We start from the raw sequence: 18364 nt of genomic DNA on the forward strand, positions 1-18364 counted from the left end.
AGCCACTGCAGGTTTTATCTGAGGTGGCTTTTTTGTGCAGGATCACGTTTGACAGCATAAACAGGAGAGGACTATAATCTTTCAGTTAGTGAAAAAACAGTTGGGGGCTGAAACACATGGAGTTGACCGAAAATTTGCACGAAGATATGATGCAAAGTGATAAAAAAGAGCATACGGGACTCGTTTTAAGTATTTCAACCGTGATTTTGGGAGTAATCGTTGGATTTAGTTCATTATTGTTGAGTCTGTTCCTTGAAGGTGTTGAAAAGTTATTTCTGGGATTTGAAGAAACAACATTGGTTCCGGTAGCAACGGGAGTTTGGTCTGGCAGACGCCTAATCTCCTTAGTATTAGGAGGACTCATTGCTGCAGGAGCTTGGTATCTTTTGAAGAAATACTTTAAGCCAACCGTGGGCATTAATAAGGCGTTGAATGGAAATGAGATGCCCTTTTGGGCTACCGTAGTGCATGTGATGACGCAGATCTTTTTCGTTGGGACTGGTGGATCGATTGGGCGTGAATTGGCACCCCGAGAAGCAGGAGCGATGCTCGCACAAAAATGGTTGGACTTGCTAGCCTGGATGAAACTTGATCGATTAGATCAAACAGATCGGCGATTGTTGGTGGCAGCAGCAGCGGGGGCTGGATTTGCGGGAGTGTATATCGCCCCTATAACAGGGATGATGTTTAGCGTTGAGATTTTGATGAAAAAGGTCGATAAGCGAACAGTGGCGGTCAGCCTTGTAATGTCAGTAGTTGCAACGTTGGTTGGCTCGATTCTGAAGGGATTCCATCCCTATTATTTTGTCGCCGATACGAAGTTCACATTGATTTTGTTACCCTTTGTTTTGGTTGTTGGACCTTTGGGGGGATTATTGGGAGCTTATCTTCGACGTGCATTTCAGTGGGCGGAACAAAATAAGGCGCAAGGATCTCAGATTTTATGGCAATTACCATTAGTAGCAGGATTGACGGGACTTGTTGCGATGATCTATCCTCAAATTATGGGGAATGGTCGTGGAACGGCTCAGTTAGCCATCGGGACGCATAGTAGCAATTTAGTTTATCTATTGATTTTCGGAATGCTAGCGAAGGCCATCATAACAAGCTTGACGATTAAGGCCGGTGCTTGGGGTGGAACCTTGACACCATCAATTGCCGTAGGAGCCGCATTTGGAGCGATTGCAACCTTTGCTTATATCTTGCTGGTCCCAGGAGCTTCAGTTAGTCAGGGCGCTGTGATTGGTGCTTGTGCCGTGTTGGCGGCTTCGCAGCAGGCGCCCTTGATGGCATTGTTTATGATTTTTGAAGTGTGCCATTTGGATTACTCAGCGCTGTTGCCACTTAGTTTAAGTGTCGCGCTTTCGATTTCAACTGCAAAATTAGTTAAATAGTCTTATTGTCGAACGTCATTGGCGTTCGACTTTTTTGTTTGTTAGATGTAAGCGTTTAATTTCGTTTAACAAAGCGGTTATATTACAATCAAGGTGAATTCGCAGATATTGATTGGAGGGGGCAAATGAAAAAAGGAAAAATTATTTTAATAATTTTGGTTGTTGGATTATTAGTCTTGCTGACACTATTAGCATTCTTACGTCCAAACGGACCGTCACAGAATAAGAACGTTCCAAAATCATATTATCGGCAGAAAGGAACAAGCGAACAGATGAAAAAATATGTTGCAGGGACACTGCTTGAGGCGACCAAACAGGCTGATTTAAATAGAGTAAAAAAGTTGCTAACCAATTCAACAGTTCAGGTTGATGAAGTGGATCATGAAAGTAATACGGCGCTCGCAATTGCGGTTCAGAAAAATGATGTCCAAATTGCAAAGGTTTTGATTGATCATGGTGCGGATATTAACTATCAAAATAAAATTAGTGACAGTCCATATCTTTATGCAGGAGCCCAAGGAAGGACTGAAATCTTAGCTTACATGCTTGAACACAGTCAACCAGACGAGCAGATTCATAACCGGTTTGGCGGGAATGCACTGATACCGGCAGCTGAGAAGGGGCACATTGATAATGTACGCTTGTTGTTAGCAGATGGGCGTGAGAACATCAATCACCAAAATAATTTTGGCTACACGGCATTAATTGAGGCAGTCGCCTTACGAGACGGATCAGAAACTTACCAAGAAATTGTGCGGATTTTACTTGAGAACGGTGCAGATCAGTCAATCAGAGATAATGACGGAAAGACAGCTTTAGACTATGCTAATCAATATAATTATGTGGCGATCCGCGCCTTATTAATTGCATATCAATAGTTGAACGATCGGATGGCCGTGTGCTTTGCACAAGGCTTTTTTTGTTCAATTAAATGAGTTGAAATATTCAATCTTTTTGGCAAAGAACATATAAAATTAGGGCTTTTGAACTTAAAAATGCTTAATTCATTCATTGAAAGGTGAAATAATCTCGATAGGATAAAGGTAACATAGTGCACAGGATTGAGGGGGCGTTTAATCTTTTGATGAAGTGAGGTGCAAACATGAACTGGCATGAGCAAACAAAGGTATATGAAGCTGCGTTGATTAAGGATTTAGATAAAATTATTCGAATTCCATCTGTTTTAGAAGTGAAATCGAGCACACCACAAATGCCGTTTGGAGTTGATGTGGTACGAGCATTGACGGCGATGGAAGAGCTGGCAATGCGGGATGGTTTCAGGTTCGGGCGAGTTGATAATATGGTCACGTGGATTGAATATGGCCCGAAGGATGCTGCTGAAACGGTCGGAATCTTAACACACATTGATGTGGTCCCGGCCGGTGATGGTTGGGATAGCAATCCCTTTCAAGCTAACGTTCGGGCGGGTAAATTATATGGGCGTGGGGCGGCGGATATGAAGTCAGATGTGATGACATCATATTATGCAATTAAATATTTAAAGGATCATGCGATTGAATTAAAGCGCAAGGTTCGGTTGATAATTGGTACTGATGAAGAGAATCAGTGGCGTGATTTGCCAAAATATTTTGAAGTCGAGGGGAAACCAGTGATGGGCTTTTCGCCTGATGGAACATTTCCAGTCATTAATGGTGAAAAAGCTTTCCAAACGATTCAATTACGATTTCCTAGTCAATCTAGTGGGGCCTTTATCTTGATGCGGTTCATGGCAGGTGAGCGAAGTAATGTTGTTCCCGGTGAGGCACGGGCGCGTTTATTGGTTCCAGATGTTAAGCAACTTGAGTTGGATTTCAAGAATTATTTAGCACAATATCCATTTCTTTCTGGTGAGGTGAGTACTAATCGACAAGAAATCCGGTTAACTTTATATGGGCGGCAGGCGCATGGCGCATATCCGCAAGATGGCGAGAATGCTGGCACTTACTTAGCTAACTTTCTAAATCAATATACATTTGAAGATGATGCAGCTGCTTTCCTTGAACTATTAGACACCTTACACACAGACATTTTGGCAGAAACTTTAGGTTTGCAATACACTGACTCTGAAATGGGGGTGCTAACGCTGAATGTTGCAATTATGCGGTTTAATCATAATGGTCAAGGTCAAATTTCATTAGGTTTCCGTTATCCAAAAGGCATGAACTTGCAGACTGTTAAAGATCAGGTTGGCCAACATTTAGGCACGTTACATGCAAAATTGACGGTTCAGCCAGGTGGGATGGAACCCCATTTAGTTCCATTAACTGATCCGCTGGTCCATGTGCTATCTTTGGCCTATGCGAGTGAGGTTGGGATGTATGCCCCGCCTAGGACATCTAATGGTGGATCATATGCCCGTTTATTAGAGCGTGGTGTTGCCTTTGGGGGGCAGTTTCCGGATGTGCCAGTGACTAGTCATCAATCAAATGAGTATGTACCGGTTGAAAATCTGACACGCACAATGGCAGTCTTTGTTAACGCATTAATTAGTTTGGATAAAATCTAATCAACGAACTTAATCTACACGATGATTATCAAATATGCTTTGGGGGATTTCATTATGACAACGAATACAAAAATCATTAAGGCTTTCCGAGATAATGTTGAATGGCGTAATTTATTGTTGGCGGGGAATTTTGGCTTGGAAATGGAAGTAAATCGCATTCAACGTAATGGTGAATTAAGTGCGCAACCATATCCAAGGTTGTTTGGTGACCGGCGTAAGCATCCTTTTTTAAAAAGTGATTATTCTGAGGGGATGATTGAATTAGTGACACCAGTTGGTAAGTCGATCAAGGAAGCTTACGATGAGTTGCGATATTTGACGTATGTCTTGCGGCATGAGCTTTATGATAATGAGGGGCTCTGGCCACTGAGCTTGCCCCCAAGAGTCAAGGAAAACGATGTTGAATGGTTAGATACATTTTTTGAAAAAAATTGGGAACAAAGGTACCATAATTATTTGATTCAGCGTTATGGTTCAGTACATGGCATCATTAGTGGCCCCCATATTAATTTGGCCGTTAATCAACAGCTGATCGAGCGGTTATTTGAACTTTCTGGTGAGCAGGATCTAAAACAGTTTACAAATAATTTCTATTATCGAATTGGACAAGGGTTTGAAGCCAACCGTGGCTTACTGATTTATTTATTTGGTGCCAGCCCCATTAATTTCAATGACAGTGATCAAAATATTCCGAAAGACTTGAAGCTTGGGCGTTCAATTCGAAATAGCCAATATGGTTACGTTAATACAAATGAGGTTGCAATTGACTATGCGGGTGATTTTAATGAACATGTAGATAAGATTCGGACGGCCGTCACTCAGGGGAAAATCTTCGCACCAAGTGAATTCTATGGAACGGTTAGGTTTAAAGGGCATGGCAGTTATGAAGATCTTCGGGACAACGGAATTGAGTATCTGGAGTTAAGAATTATTGATACGAATCCCTTTGACGAAAATGGGATTGCTTTAGCCGACTTAAACATTATTCAATTTTTGGTGGCCTGGATGATTGTATTTAATAAGTCGTATACCGATAATGAGCTAGTTGAGCGCCGAAAGATAGCAAATCAAGTTGCATTAAGTGATCCCTTTGAGCTATTTGATTTCGAGGAACAATTTATTGATGAATTGAAACAGGTAAACCAAATATTTGGGGGTTATTTTACGAAACCAATGTTGCTTATCTTGGAACGACTAAAGGATGCGAAGAAGACGCCTGCGGGGCAGTTAATGCAGATTACTAAGACGAAGATTGGTTTACATGATTGGGCACGTCAGGTGGCACTAAATCGACAGCAAGCCTTTCGTAATCGTCGGCAGGATGCCTTGACTTACGAGAAGATGGCGCGTTTGCTTACAGGAGAATAACAATTTTGGCCGGTCAGTGATGGCGGGCCGTTTTCTGTCGTTTCAATTAAGTTTAACTTGATATTGCTTTTGAACAGTATATAATTAAACTTAACAAGAGACGAAAGAGAGTAGTTTAAAATGAATAAGTGGTATTCGGTTACATATTTTAATGGCCTCCTTGATCAAGAGTCGCAATGTGAATATCGAACAGAGAATTTTCCAGAGGCGATTCGATATGCTCAGAAAGTAACATCAAAAAATGTGATGTTGCAGATTGACCTAATTGATCATGATGCTGTACATAGTAGTAGTGTTTTAAAAGTTTGGCATGGTGGTGAAAATAAGAAAGCAACCGTGGAAAACACTCCAAACCTTGAAGAGAAAGGTTTCCGAAGTAGCTTGCGAAATTATCTGTTTAATTAAATGGATAGGGTTAAGCTTGATTCCTTAGGAAATTTGAATGAACTTAGTTCGATTGAAATTGACAATATATTTTTAATTGTGTATAATTTCACACTGGGGAATGGAGGAGTATTATGAAAAAGCATTTTGAGCGACCAATTAAGAATGCAGCGAATGAAGCTGTTCTAGTTGAATGGTACGAAAGAGCGGGGCATACGGTTCAGGTTAAAAGTCGGACAAATACCGCTAAAAATGGTGCAATTGCAACCGAATTATACTTGGAAGTACAAACGTTAGAAGCATAATTGAAGTTTTAACTAGAAAGGTGCTAATAAATTAGTGGCTTTTTTTATTATAAAGATTATGATTTATTAGGTGTAAGCATGGTTCTGCTTTAAATAAGTGAACGGATGATTTAGTACAATTAATTTAATAATCTTGAAGAGGAAGCAGGAAGTAAAATGAAAGCATTAATTACAGGAGCGAATAAGGGGATTGGCTTTGCAATTGCTACTGAGATGGCTAAGCAAGGGATTGAAGTCTTTGTGGGCGCACGCTCAAAAGACCGTGGATTGGCGGCTGTCAATGAACTAGTGAGCAAGGGATTAAAAGCACACTATGTTCAGATTGACTTACAGGATCAGGCGTCCATTGAGCTAGCAGCTTCGGAGATTGATGATCTAGATATTTTGGTCAATAATGCTGGAATTCCTGATAGTCCTAAAGCTGGTCAACCAGCATTGCAGATGGATAAGGCGGTTGAAGAATATTCCAATGATGATTTGCGTTTAACGATGGAAGTGAACTTCTTAGGTACGCACGCAGTTATCAATCAATTTTTGCCTAAGATGACCACAACTGGTAAGATTATCAATCTAACCGTTCCAATTCAACCAAATGAGTTTTGGCATCCCTTAGCATATATGACCTCGAAGGCGGCTTTAAACGCGATGATCATGGCTTATGCTTGGGAATTTGATGCTAAACATCAACAAAGGCAGATTTTCGGTGTCTTGCCTGGTGCAATTGCAACGGATCTAAACGGAACGACGGTTGGTGATCTAGGTGGCTTAGTTCGTTCAAGTGAAGATGCTGGAAAATTAATTACCAAACTGGCACTGGATTCAGTCAATCATAATGGTGAAATTGTCCAATATGATGGGAAGATTTTATCAGATTATGAAGCACAACTTCGTTAATTAAATATTGTTTGCTTAGGGAAAACAGCTTGAAATGATAATTTTCGAGCTGTTTTTTTATTTTTCATTATTGACGCAGGATAAGGTTGGAATATACTAAAGGTAATAAGAGATTATTCTTATTACCAGAAGTTTCATATATATGTAACAAGTCATTGGTATATGATAGTATATCAGCACGCAGACGAGAATGTTGTTTTATTTGTAACGAATGAGGGAAAGAAAATGGTTAAAACAAAGATTACGACAAAAGGTGGACAACCATTTGCTAATAATGAACATTCATTATCGGCAGGTGCGCGGGGTCCATTGTTGCTACAGGATTATCAATTAGTTGAGAAGTTGGCACACTTCAATCGTGAAAGAATTCCTGAACGTGTTGTGCATGCAAATGGTTCTGGTGCGAAAGGCTATTTTGAACTGACAAATGACATGTCTGCTTACACAAAGGCGGATTTGTTTCAAGGGGTTGGGAAAAAGACAGAAGTGTTTGCCCGCTTCTCACAAGTTGCCGGTGAGCAGGGGTATCCTGATACTATTCGAGATGTGCATGGTTTTGCGACACGCTTTTATACAAAAGATGGGTTATATGACATTGTCGGTAATAATACACCGGTTTTCTTTTTGAATGATCCATTGAAGTTTCCCGATTTTATTCATTCACAAAAACGGGAACCGCAGACTGGTTTACGTGATGCGAATATGCAGTGGGATTACTTCGCACATGCCCCTGAGAGTCTGCATCAAGTAACTATTCTATTTTCTGATCGTGGATTGCCCTATGGGTATGGTTACATGCACGGTTATGGATCGCATACTTTTAAGTGGGTGAATGCGAAAGGCGAGCAATTCTGGGTTAAGTATCATTTCCGGACAGATCACGGGGTGAAAAATCTCACGCCAACGGATGCTGAGACATTAGCAAGCGTGAACACGAATTGGTATCGTCAAGAGATGTTTGATGCGATTGAGGAAGGCGATTTCCCATCATGGACTTTGAAGGTCCAGATAATTCCTTATGAAGAGGGGCTCAATTACAAGTATGACATCTTTGATGTTACTAAGGTTGTGTCACAAAAGGATTATCCTTTGATTGAGGTGGGAAAATTTGTATTGGATCGTAATCCGGATAATTTCTTCAAGGACGTCGAAGAGGCGGCGTTAGCGCCATCTAATCTGGTACCAGGGATTGAGGCTTCAATGGATAAGGTTCTACAGGGACGGTTGTTTGCATATAGTGATGCACAGCGTTATCGTTTGGGGGCCAATTATCAAGATATTGATGTTAATCAACCGCATGGTGTGGAGATTCATTCCTATGAACGGGATGGTCATATGACTACCACCGAAAATGGCGGTGGTGATGTGAATTATGAACCGAACGGGCAAGGTGGGCCAGTATCAGATGAACGTGGTACTATTGCGGAATATCCTGTAACGGGGGAGGTTGCTAATCATTTAGCGTATGATCCAGATTACCATTCACAGCCGGGTGATCTTTATCGTTTGATGACAGAAGCGCAAAAAGAGATTTTGACTGATGAAATCGCGAAGTCGCTAGGTAGCATTGAATCAGAAGAGAATCAACGGCTAGAGATTGAGCAATTTACGAAGGCCGATCCGGACTATGGTCAGCGAGTACAGAAGAAGATTGCTGAAATTAAAGAGAGAAAGTGATTTTCACCAATGGTTGATTAACTTAACCGGAACCGTTCTTTAATAAAATGAGAACGGCTCTTTTGAAACAAGGGCGGTTAATGGAGCTATTGAATGAGCATAAATTGGTTGTCGAAAAATGCTTAGAGTTGTTTTTAATTAAAGTGGATCCCCAAAGCCACCGATTGTTTTAAGAAACTAGCCAATTATGAATGTCCAGCTGATATAATAATCTTACTAATAGTTTACTTGGGGTAGAATCGATGAATAGGAAAAAAGGATTACTTATAATAGCCGGGGTACTCACAATTAGCATTGTAGTGGGAATAGCTTATAGAGCGGTGCAGGTTAAGGACGCTAAGAATGCGGCAAGTTTGGCGATTAAACGAATTAATCGTCAAGAATATCGTGGGGAGCTGCAGGATTACCTAAAACCATTTAGTGAGACCAATACAAATATTGCTGTGTATAGTATTCCATTCGCTACAAAGGCATATAAGAGAGATCGCTTTGTAGTTGAGGTGAAGCGTGCCAATATTGATTGGGATGCTAGTACTGCAACATATAATCGGGAAGTAACATATGATCAGTATCAGGCGAGCGGGAAGAAACAAAGATTTGAAATTGTTTTCCCAGATGTTGAACATGAGTCCGCGCCAAAATATTTTGCATATACAGGCTTGTCTAAGGTAGTTTATACGACACATGTAGATTATCTTGTGGTTGATTTATCAAACAAGCATGTTTCATTGAAAAACGCGGACTTCAGTCAGTCGAAGGACACTTGGATTAACAGAAAGCTATATTCGGTAGATAATTATCGATTAGCCAAAAAATAAATTAATGAAAAACGGCCCTAGAGTTGCAGAATATCCTGCAACCCTAGGGCCGTTTATTAACGTTGCTGAGCAAAGTTTAACAATTCACTTGATAATACATATTCAACATTTGCAAGATCGGAATAATCTTCAGCACCAGTTAGTGCATATAATTTTGCAAGATGATATTGCCAACGTTCAATCTCTGAGATCAGACCAGCTGTGTCAGTTGTCAAAACGGTATGTAGGAAATGTCCGGCAACCCCAACCGCGCGAGCGCCGAGAATTTGCGCTTTTAACACATCGAGTGGACTTTGAATGCCGCCGGTTGCAAAGATGGTTGGTCGTTGGACAATTTTTTGAGCTTCAAGGAGTGATTCAGCGGTTGTAAGCCCCCAATCATAGAGATAAGCATGTTCCGCATCGAGCTCACGGTTGCGTCGATCTTCAATTCTGGCGAAATTAGTGCCAGACCGGCCACCAAGATTAATATACTGAGCGCCTAGATTGGCAAGCGTTTGAATTGTTTGCTGACTCATCCCGAAGCCAACTTCCTTAATAATTACAGGTACCGAAACTTTTTGAATGATTTCTGCTAATTCTGCTTGCCAGATGAAATCACGATCACCTTCGGGCATCACGATTTCTTGAGCAACATTGATATGAACTTCTAGGGCATTGGCATCAATCATATCAATTGCAGCTTGTGCATCTGCTAAATTATGACCGGCACCGATGTTTGCGATCAAAAAACCTGCGGGATTTGTTTTGCGGGCAATCGTGAATGTTTCAGCAACACTAGGGTCTTTTAAGGCAATACTTTGCGATCCGACGGCCATAGCAATGTTTGTCTCACGAGCTGCCATGGCTAATTTTTCATTGATCGAGCCGGTTTTCCGGCTACCACCAGTCATTGCTTCAATATAAAAAGGGGCTTCGAAGGGAAACTTGCTATCTGTGCTTGTAAGATTAACTTTAGCAACACTACTCTCTGGTAGACCGTTTGGAATGATTCGGACTTGGTCTAATGATGAAACAAGAGTTGCTTGACGCTGCTGTGCTTCGGCAAGGGCTAGATGCTCATCCTTGCGATGTGAATGCGCTGATTCCATATATGATGTCCTTTCAGAGATTGGCTCAATGTTGCCAAATTGTTACATCTAAAGGCAAGATTCCGGCATCTTGCCAAGATTGTAACAGTTGAGTTTGGTTAAGTTGATCATGAGTAATTGCGTAACCGTTGTCGCCACCACCGGCGCCAGATATTTTTGTGGGAAGCTGGTACTTATCGGCAATGGCAAGTAATCGCTTAAGCGCAGGTGTAAGATAGTTAATTCCATTTGCATCGGTATAGTTGAATAATATCTGCTGAGCTTTTTTAATGGTCGCAACCGCCTGATTAAAATCAGCTTGTTCAAGAGCTACCCGTAATATTTGGACTAGTTCAGTTGATTGTTCTAAAAAAGGGTTTAACGCTTTTTGGGAAGTGGAGTTTAGGCGACTCTGGGTTGACGCAGCTTTCTGCGTCCAGCCGACATTGAACTGCCAGTTGGCCGGCCAATTGACGGTTTGAATTGACAGCTTGGACCACGGTTGAGAAAGTTGGTCTAGAAGTGAATTGTGTTCTCTTAGTAGAGCTAGTTCAGAGCGATCAAAATTCTGATAGAAGATCACACCACCATAACTGGCGGTGGCAACATCACCCATCGAGCCCTTTGCAAAGTTAGGTAAATCCAACATGGTAAGAACTGCCAACTTAAAGAGTTCGAGTTGCGTAAGTTGCCAATTAAAATGTTGATTGGCAGCTTGCAACATTCCAACAACTAATGCCCCCGAAGAACCAAGACCTAGTTTAGTCCCGTTTTGGTCCAGTTGGCTTCGGGCTGAAATCTTAAAGGGAGGAGTGGACTTGTCAAATTTAGCTTGATTGAAATTAATAATCTGCTGTAAGGTGACATACATGAGACGCCAGCTCGGAGCAGTCGCTGAGATTTCTTTATGGAGGGGATTAATTATGGTTCCCAACTTGTCACTTTCAAGAATGAAATCAGCATTATCAGTTAAGGTAATTGTGATGAACCGATTCACAGCAGCAATTAGTGCACTTTGGCCAGGGTGGGTAACCGCGTATTCCCCAGCTAAATATAATTTGCCAGGGACTGAAATTTTAGTCATTAAATATGATGTCCTTTAATAATCTCAAGTCCAGGTCCAGGCGTCGCAACAGTAGTTTTGACGTTAGGTAGCTGCTCTTTCAGAGCCACAAGGATTTTAGCTGTATCAGCTGGCATTGAAATGATCTTGACATTCGGACCAGCATCCATGGTGGCATATACAGATAAACCTTGTTGACGGAGTCTTTGAACAAGCCGGATGATTATCCAGCTTGTATCTGTCAGATATGAAAAGGCTGGAGTTGCCATCAAATTTTGAGCGTGCATTTGCAATGCATTGGCTTCAGCCAACTGACCGATTTTTTGGAAATCATGGTTTTCAATAGCTGTAAGCATCGCCGGAACTTGTGCGTTTGCATGATCGACCCAAGCCTGATAAAAGGGATCGGTTGCGACAACGCTTTGCATACCGACCCGTGAATTAATCTCTTTAGGTTGATCGTTAACAATCACGGTAAGTAACTGAATGGGCCAATGCACGTCTTCATCAATCGGATGGGCAAATGAATCTCGATCATTTGTGCCACGATTCCAGATGGCAAAGCCACCAAAGATTGAGCGACTAGCCGAACCCGAACCACGACGAGCTAACATTGATAGTTCAGAACGCGTCAAGTTTAGCCCAGCAGCTTTACTTGCTGCGCCAGCCAAAGCAGCAAACGCCGAGGCTGACGATGCTAATCCGGCCGATGTTGGCACATGATTTGTTGAGATGACTTTGGCCTTAGTAGTGATGTTTGCCTTTGTTCGAACTAGATTTAGAACATGAATAACCTTTTGATTACTTGAGCCGGACAAGAGTTTACCATCCAAAACAATTTCATCATCTGGCAAATCAGGAATGAATTCTACGGTTGTATCTGTATAAAATTCGTTTAGCGTTAGCGAGACTGATGAGGTGGTTGGAATAATTAGTTCTTGATCAGCCTTACCCCAATACTTTAAAAGGGCAATATTAGTATGTGCTCTTGCAGTGTAGGCAGTCATAATCACTCCTTGTTCGCGTAATACTTTTGAACCCAGATTTCACGAGCTCCGGCCGCCTCAAGCGCTGAGACGATGGCGTCGATGTTGGCTTCATTTGATGCCAGTGCTAACATTGTTCCCCCAACACCACCACCGGTTAGCTTTGCACCAAGTGCACCGGCCTCAAGTGCGGCATCGATTAATGCATCCAAATAGGGATGAGAGACGCCTAATGCACTCAAATGTTGTTGAGCACTGTTCATAATGGGACCAAGTTTTTCAATTGAATTTGCGGCTAAGAATTCTTGTGCTTGGACTGAAAGCTTGCCTAGTTCACTAAGATGATTTTGAGTTTCGACAGGCTCGTTCAAGAGTTGCTCGCGAACAACGCTAACGGCTAGGCCAGTTTGACCATGGACACCGGTATCTGCAATGATCAGAGTTGCGTCCAAGCTCATCGAAATTGGCATTGGCTTCTGGCCTTTAACGAACCAGACGGGCACGTCATGAGCAGCTGTGGCAGCATCAATTCCGCTGGGTGAGCCATGCGTAATTGCTTCTTCAACGTTAGCCCAACGTTGCAAATCCCGATCAGAAAGTTCAGTTTCGAAAAGTGCAAAGAAGGCACGAATAATTGCAACGGCAGTGGCTGCAGATGATCCCATGCCACGTTCAAGTGGAATATTTGATTCTAATTTTAAAGTGAAGGCTAATTTAGGATTTGAAAAAAATCTTAATAAGCGGTTAATTAATTGTCGAATTCCCTCAAATGCTTCTGTCATTTCATTCAAGGAACCTTGATAGTTTCCTGCAAGAATGATCTGCCCGAAGTTGCGTGGTGTGATTGTGGCGACCATCTTTAAATCGGGTAAAGGCAGAGCAATCGCTGGTTCGTTGTAAACGACAGCATGTTCGCCAAGTAAAATAATTTTAGCGTGACTTTTACCAGTTGCAAGTTTAAGCACAGAATTCACCAATCTTCTTTCATAAAATACTGTATACATCATATCAAAAGACAGCCAACTAAGGAAAGCTCCATGTTATAATAAAAACTGATTATTAAGGAACACGTGGTACGAGAATGATGCAAAATAAAGACATCTATGCTGTGGTTGATTTAGAAACGACCCGCACGACCGCCGAAGAGGGCCGAATTATTCAAGTCGCCATCGCTTTCGTGCAGAATAAAAAAATCATTAATCAGTTTTCAACTTTGATTAACCCGCATAGCAATATTCCACGTAATATTACCAAGCTAACGGGAATCACTAATGAAATGGTGCATGGCGCACCAGCTTTTGAAGACGTCGCGATAACCTTGCACGCAATGCTTGCGGGCACTGTTTTTGTCGCTCATAACGTTAATTTTGACTTACCATTCTTAAATCTAGCTTTTGAACGAGCTGGTTTAACGGCGTTGAAAAATACGGCAATTGATACGGTGCAATTAAGTCAGATTCTATGGCCAACCGCGCCAGGGTATCGCCTGAGTGATTTAACGCAATATCTAGGGTTTGATCATGAACGGCCACATCAAGCCGACTCCGATGCACTTGCAACGGCTGAATTATTGATTGCAATTTTGCAAAGGGCAGCGACATTACCGATGGTAACTTTGCAGAGTTTAGTGGAACTGCCACTGGCATTAGCACGTGATACTAAGCGGATTTTTCAACTGGCCTTGGAAGAAAACCAGGCAGAACCACAGTTATTACCAAATCAACTCCAGGTGATTGCGGGATTGGCAATTAGGCGTTTTTCAAAACCAGCGCCATTAAGCAATAAAGATGAGTATGCTTATCCGACCAAAAAGGCGACCCTAGAAAAATTGTTGGCACCGAGCCTAGCTTATCGTCCACAGCAGGCAAAGCTAATGAATCTAATTTATAATCATTACCATGATTTGAACGATGTAACTACGCCAATGGTTTTAGAAGCGCCGACTGGAATGGGGAAGACGATCGGGTATTTGTTACCATATGCTTATTTGGCGAATGAGCAAAGTCGAGCTGTTGTAATTGCAACACCGACGATTAACTTGCAACAACAAATTATGCATACAATCAATAATGATTTAAATGAAGTGCTTCCTTTTGAAGTACGTGGAGTTAGTTTAAAAGGGCGCACACATTTTTTGAATTTACAAAGTTTCTCACGTTCACTACAAGTTGATGAAGGCTCTGCAAGTCTGCAATTTATTAAAGCACAGGTACTGGTCTGGCTTACGGAAACGTTGACGGGTGATTTGGATGATTTGAATCTCAATAATGCCTCTGAACGCTTTTTGAAGAAATTAACACAGTCAGCTAATAATCCAGCCGCTTCGAATTTTTACGGACATGAATTTTGGGAACGACAGGAAGTTTCCGCGGCTCAAGCGCAGTTCTTGGTTGTCAATCATGCATACCTTGCAACGTATGCGCGTGAGCTTACGGATGAAAAGAAACCTTTCCTAGTGATCGATGAGGCACAAAGGTTGCCAGATGCAGTAATTGATCAAAGCCGAAAAAAGCTTGATTTTGATCGTTGGCGGGCCAACATTCAATTTGCTCATAATACAGCCCTAGCTAATCATGATGATGGGCTTGGAAGCATTTTAGAACGTTTGAATGGTGGTAAGAATTTTCAAACCCAGTTGGAGCAGACACTGCAAGAATTGCAGAGTGATATTACAGAATTGAAAAGTACGATCTATCGACGCTTTTTGCTTTCAAATCAAACGCCACCTACAGATGGTAAACGCGAAAGCAGTGTTGCAGTCACTGATCTGGCACAGTACTGGTTTGATCACCGTGATACGGTGAAGAACATCCATATTCAGACGTTACGTTTGGATGATTTACTGGATAATATTATGGAGGCCTTCTCACAGTTGAAGGGCGCTTTTTCACTCGCAGAACGCCAATTATTGGCTGATTTTCGGCGCCTATTAAATGGAATCTCAAATGCTGAAAGCCAATTAACTGGTTTTCAGCAGGAATTAGTAGATTTTCCTGATGCGAGTGTATTCTGGTTAACAGAAATTACGCGGCAGGACGAGAATCATGTCATCTTGAGTGGCGGATTACTACATACCTTTGACTATTTCAAGTCACGAATTTATCCTTACTTCGAGCCGGTAACCTTAATTGGTGCAACTTTATTCACTTCAACAAAATCGAGTTATTTATACGATCGTCTTAACATTGAGCGTAAGGAAAGCGAAACTTTCCGGTTCGGTGAGGTCTTTGATTATGAGAATCAGGCCGAGTTGATTGTAGCGAATGATGCGCCGAGCGTTAATGACAGTAACTATTCGAGTTATTTGGCCAAAGAGATTGTTGAATTATCGACGACAGTTGGTGAAAATACATTAGTGTTGTTTACGTCGCATGAAATGTTGCAAGACGTGTTCAGTCGCGTGCAAAGCAATCCTAAATTTATGAAAAGCAATATGACGGTTTTGGCACAGGGAATTTCGGGTGGTCAACAAAAGTTACTAAAGCGAATGCAAAAAGAGCAACATCTAGTTGTACTTGGCGCGGCCAGTTTCTGGGAGGGCATTGACCTGCCAGATCAGCAGGTTCGCTTGGTATTGTTAGCGCGAATTCCGTTTGAACAACCGGATAATATTGTTCAAAAAGCTGAGGAAGCAGTATTATTAGCTGCAGGAAAGCAACCATTCTATCAGAATACATTGCCAAAGGCTGTGATTCGTTTACGTCAGGGTGTAGGTCGCTTGATTAGAACGGATCAAGATTATGGAGTGATTGTAATCTTTGATAGTCGGATTGTGAATAAACGTTATGGAAAGACTTTGCAAAAGATGTTGCCTAGAACCTTACCGCAGGTCGCAGTGAAATCTGAGCAAATTTTGCAAGAAGTCACAGAATTCTTTACAAAGCACCGTAAATAGCTTTTAAGTGACTGCAAAATTTGATATTCTAGGATAGTTACGAGTATTTGATGAAAGGGGTCATCGACCAATGGAGATGCGCTCACAGGTTCACAAACGGCGACGTAAGGGAGCAAAATGGCTATACATTTTGTTGGCAGTTCTGATAGTTTTGGGAATTGTATGGAGTTTTTTTGCACAAGCAATGAATCCAATAACAAAAGCTCAGACTAAATATGAAGCGTTGGTGCTTAGTGATAATAAATTAAAAAAAGTCGGCGATTTTTATCACATTGCTAAAGATGGTAAAACATACTATAGTGTCAGTGGTAAAAATTCTAAAGGTCAAGCGACGGCCGTGATTTACACAACGAGTAATGAAAAGTTAAACAAAAATGGCACTGTAGTAAATCTGGAAGGCAAATTGAATGCACAGTCGGTTAAGAAAGAAGTTGAGCGTTCATATCAACCAAAGCAGATTACTTCGCTAGGGATGGCTATTTATCAAGGCGTACCGGTTTGGGACGTCACCTTTATTGATAAATCCGGCAATATGACATTTGTAACTTATCAAATTTCGAATGGTCAATTAGTTCGTACAATTCAAAACTTATAAAGTATAGAGGAAAAGAGGCAGGTAGCATGGAGACAATCCGTATTGAGGATGCAAAGAACTTCGTTGATCAGGAAGTTCGTATTGGGGGTTGGCTACGTAACAAACGTGGTTCAGGTAAGATGCAATTTCTACAATTGCGTGACGGAACAGCCTTTTTCCAAGGAGTTGTGGTAAAGGAAAACGTTGGTGAAGAAATCTTTGCAAAAGCTAAGGAGCTAACGCAAGAGACGAGCATGTATTTGATTGGAACAATCAAAGAAGACGCACGTTCACCATTTGGTTATGAGTTGCAGGTGAAGGATTTAACGGTTGTTGGAGAATCAGAAGGTTACCCAATTACTCCTAAGGAGCACGGAACTGACTTCTTGATGGATCACCGGCACCTTTATTTACGTCACATTCAGCCATTTGCGGTATTGCGAATTCGGAATACAATTATTGCGGCAACTTATGAATTCTTCAATAAAGAAGGTTTTATCAAGATTGACTCTCCAATTCTAACTGGTTCGGCACCGGAAGGAACGACTGAATTATTCCATACAGAGTACTTTGACACAGATGCATATATGTCACAAACGGGGCAATTATATGCTGAAGCCGGTGCAATGGCGTTTGGTCGTGTATTTACCTTTGGGCCAACATTTAGAGCCGAGAAGTCTAAGACTCGACGTCATTTAACTGAGTTCTGGATGATTGAGCCAGAGATGGCTTGGATGACTCAAGACGAATCGCTAGAAGTGCAAGAAAAGTACATTGCATACCTAATTCAAGCAGTCTTAGATCGCAATCAATATGAGCTTGACCTTTTGGGTCGAGATAAGGAGTTGTTGGCATCATATACACAGCTACCTTACCCACGAGTATCTTATGATGATGCAGTGACTCTTTTGAAGGAAAATGACTTTGACGTTGAATGGGGTGTTGATTTTGGCTCACCAGAAGAGACCTTCTTGGCAAACCATTTCAATAAGCCAGTCTTTATCACTAACTTCCCGAAGGAAATTAAGGCCTTCTACATGAAGCGCCATCCTGATCGTGATGATGTTGTTATCTCAGCTGATCTATTGGCACCTGAAGGTTATGGTGAGATTATTGGTGGATCAGAACGTGATACGGATTATGATTATCTTGAGGCACAAATCAAGAAGCAAGGTTTGGATCTTGAAGAATACTCATGGTATCTTGACTTGCGTCGTTTCGGTTCTGTGCCACATTCTGGATTCGGACTTGGACTTGAACGGGCTGTGACTTGGATTACAGGTGAGGAACATATTCGTGAGGCAATTCCGTTCCCACGTACAATGAACCGCCTTTGGCCATAAACTTTAAATTAACATTGATAAACCAACTAAACGCTTATAGATAGCGGTTTGGTTGGTTTTTATTTTTGACCTGAAATCACCTAAATT

General features: G+C 41.6%; 16 protein-coding genes. 12 read left to right on the plus strand and 4 right to left on the minus strand.

What is annotated here, in order from left to right; genetic code table 11:
• The first annotated feature begins 116 nt into the window (after nt 1–116).
• From ESZ50_RS01075 to ESZ50_RS01110, 9 genes are all read left to right on the plus strand, one after another.
• On the plus strand, nt 117–1394 hold the full coding sequence (locus ESZ50_RS01075) for a chloride channel protein (RefSeq protein ID WP_425473107.1): 1278 nt from the start codon (nt 117–119) through the stop codon (nt 1392–1394).
• 125 nt (nt 1395–1519) lie between these two features.
• Entirely contained in the window at nt 1520–2272 is a 753-nt protein-coding gene (locus ESZ50_RS01080) for an ankyrin repeat domain-containing protein (protein ID WP_187387501.1), read from the plus strand.
• Between the two features lie 224 nt (nt 2273–2496).
• Nucleotides 2497–3900: a dipeptidase PepV gene (gene pepV, locus ESZ50_RS01085; RefSeq protein ID WP_148621750.1), complete on the plus strand. Its 1404-nt coding sequence runs from the start codon at nt 2497–2499 to the stop codon at nt 3898–3900.
• 54 nt (nt 3901–3954) lie between these two features.
• A complete protein-coding gene (locus ESZ50_RS01090) occupies nt 3955–5268 on the plus strand; it encodes a hypothetical protein (RefSeq protein ID WP_187387502.1) in 1314 nt (437 codons plus the stop codon).
• A 120-nt stretch (nt 5269–5388) separates the two neighbouring features.
• Nucleotides 5389–5673 carry a hypothetical protein gene (locus ESZ50_RS01095; protein WP_148621752.1) on the plus strand — a complete coding sequence of 95 codons (285 nt, stop codon included), beginning with the start codon at nt 5389–5391 and terminating at the stop codon, nt 5671–5673.
• Between the two features lie 113 nt (nt 5674–5786).
• Nucleotides 5787–5957 (plus strand): hypothetical protein, encoded by a 171-nt coding sequence (locus ESZ50_RS11555; RefSeq protein ID WP_187387503.1) that lies wholly within the window; start codon nt 5787–5789, stop codon nt 5955–5957.
• Between the two features lie 156 nt (nt 5958–6113).
• Nucleotides 6114–6851, plus strand: a complete 738-nt coding sequence (locus ESZ50_RS01100; protein WP_148621753.1) for an SDR family NAD(P)-dependent oxidoreductase — start codon at nt 6114–6116, stop codon at nt 6849–6851.
• 225 nt (nt 6852–7076) lie between these two features.
• Nucleotides 7077–8528 (plus strand): catalase, encoded by a 1452-nt coding sequence (locus ESZ50_RS01105; protein ID WP_222860778.1) that lies wholly within the window; start codon nt 7077–7079, stop codon nt 8526–8528.
• A gap of 242 nt (nt 8529–8770) precedes the next feature.
• On the plus strand, nt 8771–9346 hold the full coding sequence (locus tag ESZ50_RS01110) for a hypothetical protein (RefSeq protein ID WP_148621755.1): 576 nt from the start codon (nt 8771–8773) through the stop codon (nt 9344–9346).
• 56 nt (nt 9347–9402) lie between these two features.
• On the opposite strand, the gene fni is transcribed toward ESZ50_RS01110, so the two are convergent.
• The 4 genes from fni to mvk are packed head-to-tail and all read right to left on the minus strand — an operon-like array spanning nt 9403 to nt 13472.
• A complete protein-coding gene (gene fni, locus ESZ50_RS01115) occupies nt 9403–10437 on the minus strand; it encodes a type 2 isopentenyl-diphosphate Delta-isomerase (RefSeq protein WP_148621756.1) in 1035 nt (344 codons plus the stop codon).
• Between the two features lie 25 nt (nt 10438–10462).
• Complete coding sequence (locus tag ESZ50_RS01120; RefSeq protein ID WP_148621757.1) at nt 10463–11500, minus strand: phosphomevalonate kinase; 1038 nt, start codon at nt 11498–11500, stop codon at nt 10463–10465.
• Entirely contained in the window at nt 11500–12486 is a 987-nt protein-coding gene (mvaD, locus tag ESZ50_RS01125; protein ID WP_148621758.1) for a diphosphomevalonate decarboxylase, read from the minus strand. Before mvaD ends, ESZ50_RS01120 begins: the two co-directional genes overlap by 1 nt.
• 2 nt (nt 12487–12488) lie before the next feature.
• Nucleotides 12489–13472, minus strand: coding sequence for a mevalonate kinase (gene mvk, locus ESZ50_RS01130; RefSeq protein ID WP_246111486.1), 984 nt, complete (start codon nt 13470–13472; stop codon nt 12489–12491).
• 74 nt (nt 13473–13546) lie between these two features.
• Between mvk and ESZ50_RS01135 the strand changes: the two genes are divergently transcribed.
• The 3 genes from ESZ50_RS01135 to asnS all read left to right on the plus strand — a co-directional run bounded on the left by ESZ50_RS01135 (nt 13547) and on the right by asnS (nt 18277).
• On the plus strand, nt 13547–16360 hold the full coding sequence (locus tag ESZ50_RS01135) for a helicase C-terminal domain-containing protein (RefSeq protein ID WP_246111487.1): 2814 nt from the start codon (nt 13547–13549) through the stop codon (nt 16358–16360).
• 70 nt (nt 16361–16430) lie between these two features.
• A complete protein-coding gene (locus ESZ50_RS01140; RefSeq protein WP_148621759.1) occupies nt 16431–16955 on the plus strand; it encodes a cell wall elongation regulator TseB-like domain-containing protein in 525 nt (174 codons plus the stop codon).
• A 26-nt stretch (nt 16956–16981) separates the two neighbouring features.
• Nucleotides 16982–18277: an asparagine--tRNA ligase gene (asnS, locus tag ESZ50_RS01145; protein ID WP_148621760.1), complete on the plus strand. Its 1296-nt coding sequence runs from the start codon at nt 16982–16984 to the stop codon at nt 18275–18277.
• The last annotated feature ends 87 nt before the right edge of the window (nt 18278–18364 follow it).

It is taken from the genome of Weissella muntiaci, from assembly GCF_008107635.1.
Taxonomy (GTDB): domain Bacteria; phylum Bacillota; class Bacilli; order Lactobacillales; family Lactobacillaceae; genus Weissella; species Weissella muntiaci.

What these genes read in the sequence shown, in the direction of transcription:
- ESZ50_RS01075 (WP_425473107.1), top strand. Translation starts at nt 117, where the DNA reads ATGGAGTTGACCGAAAATTTGCACGAAGATATGATGCAAAGTGATAAA.
- ESZ50_RS01080 (WP_187387501.1), top strand. Translation starts at nt 1,520, where the DNA reads ATGAAAAAAGGAAAAATTATTTTAATAATTTTGGTTGTTGGATTATTA.
- pepV (WP_148621750.1), top strand. Translation starts at nt 2,497, where the DNA reads ATGAACTGGCATGAGCAAACAAAGGTATATGAAGCTGCGTTGATTAAG.
- ESZ50_RS01090 (WP_187387502.1), top strand. Translation starts at nt 3,955, where the DNA reads ATGACAACGAATACAAAAATCATTAAGGCTTTCCGAGATAATGTTGAA.
- ESZ50_RS01095 (WP_148621752.1), top strand. Translation starts at nt 5,389, where the DNA reads ATGAATAAGTGGTATTCGGTTACATATTTTAATGGCCTCCTTGATCAA.
- ESZ50_RS11555 (WP_187387503.1), top strand. Translation starts at nt 5,787, where the DNA reads ATGAAAAAGCATTTTGAGCGACCAATTAAGAATGCAGCGAATGAAGCT.
- ESZ50_RS01100 (WP_148621753.1), top strand. Translation starts at nt 6,114, where the DNA reads ATGAAAGCATTAATTACAGGAGCGAATAAGGGGATTGGCTTTGCAATT.
- ESZ50_RS01105 (WP_222860778.1), top strand. Translation starts at nt 7,077, where the DNA reads ATGGTTAAAACAAAGATTACGACAAAAGGTGGACAACCATTTGCTAAT.
- ESZ50_RS01110 (WP_148621755.1), top strand. Translation starts at nt 8,771, where the DNA reads ATGAATAGGAAAAAAGGATTACTTATAATAGCCGGGGTACTCACAATT.
- fni (WP_148621756.1), bottom strand. Translation starts at nt 10,437, where the DNA reads ATGGAATCAGCGCATTCACATCGCAAGGATGAGCATCTAGCCCTTGCC.
- ESZ50_RS01120 (WP_148621757.1), bottom strand. Translation starts at nt 11,500, where the DNA reads ATGACTAAAATTTCAGTCCCTGGCAAATTATATTTAGCTGGGGAATAC.
- mvaD (WP_148621758.1), bottom strand. Translation starts at nt 12,486, where the DNA reads ATGACTGCCTACACTGCAAGAGCACATACTAATATTGCCCTTTTAAAG.
- mvk (WP_246111486.1), bottom strand. Translation starts at nt 13,472, where the DNA reads ATGATGTATACAGTATTTTATGAAAGAAGATTGGTGAATTCTGTGCTT.
- ESZ50_RS01135 (WP_246111487.1), top strand. Translation starts at nt 13,547, where the DNA reads ATGATGCAAAATAAAGACATCTATGCTGTGGTTGATTTAGAAACGACC.
- ESZ50_RS01140 (WP_148621759.1), top strand. Translation starts at nt 16,431, where the DNA reads ATGGAGATGCGCTCACAGGTTCACAAACGGCGACGTAAGGGAGCAAAA.
- asnS (WP_148621760.1), top strand. Translation starts at nt 16,982, where the DNA reads ATGGAGACAATCCGTATTGAGGATGCAAAGAACTTCGTTGATCAGGAA.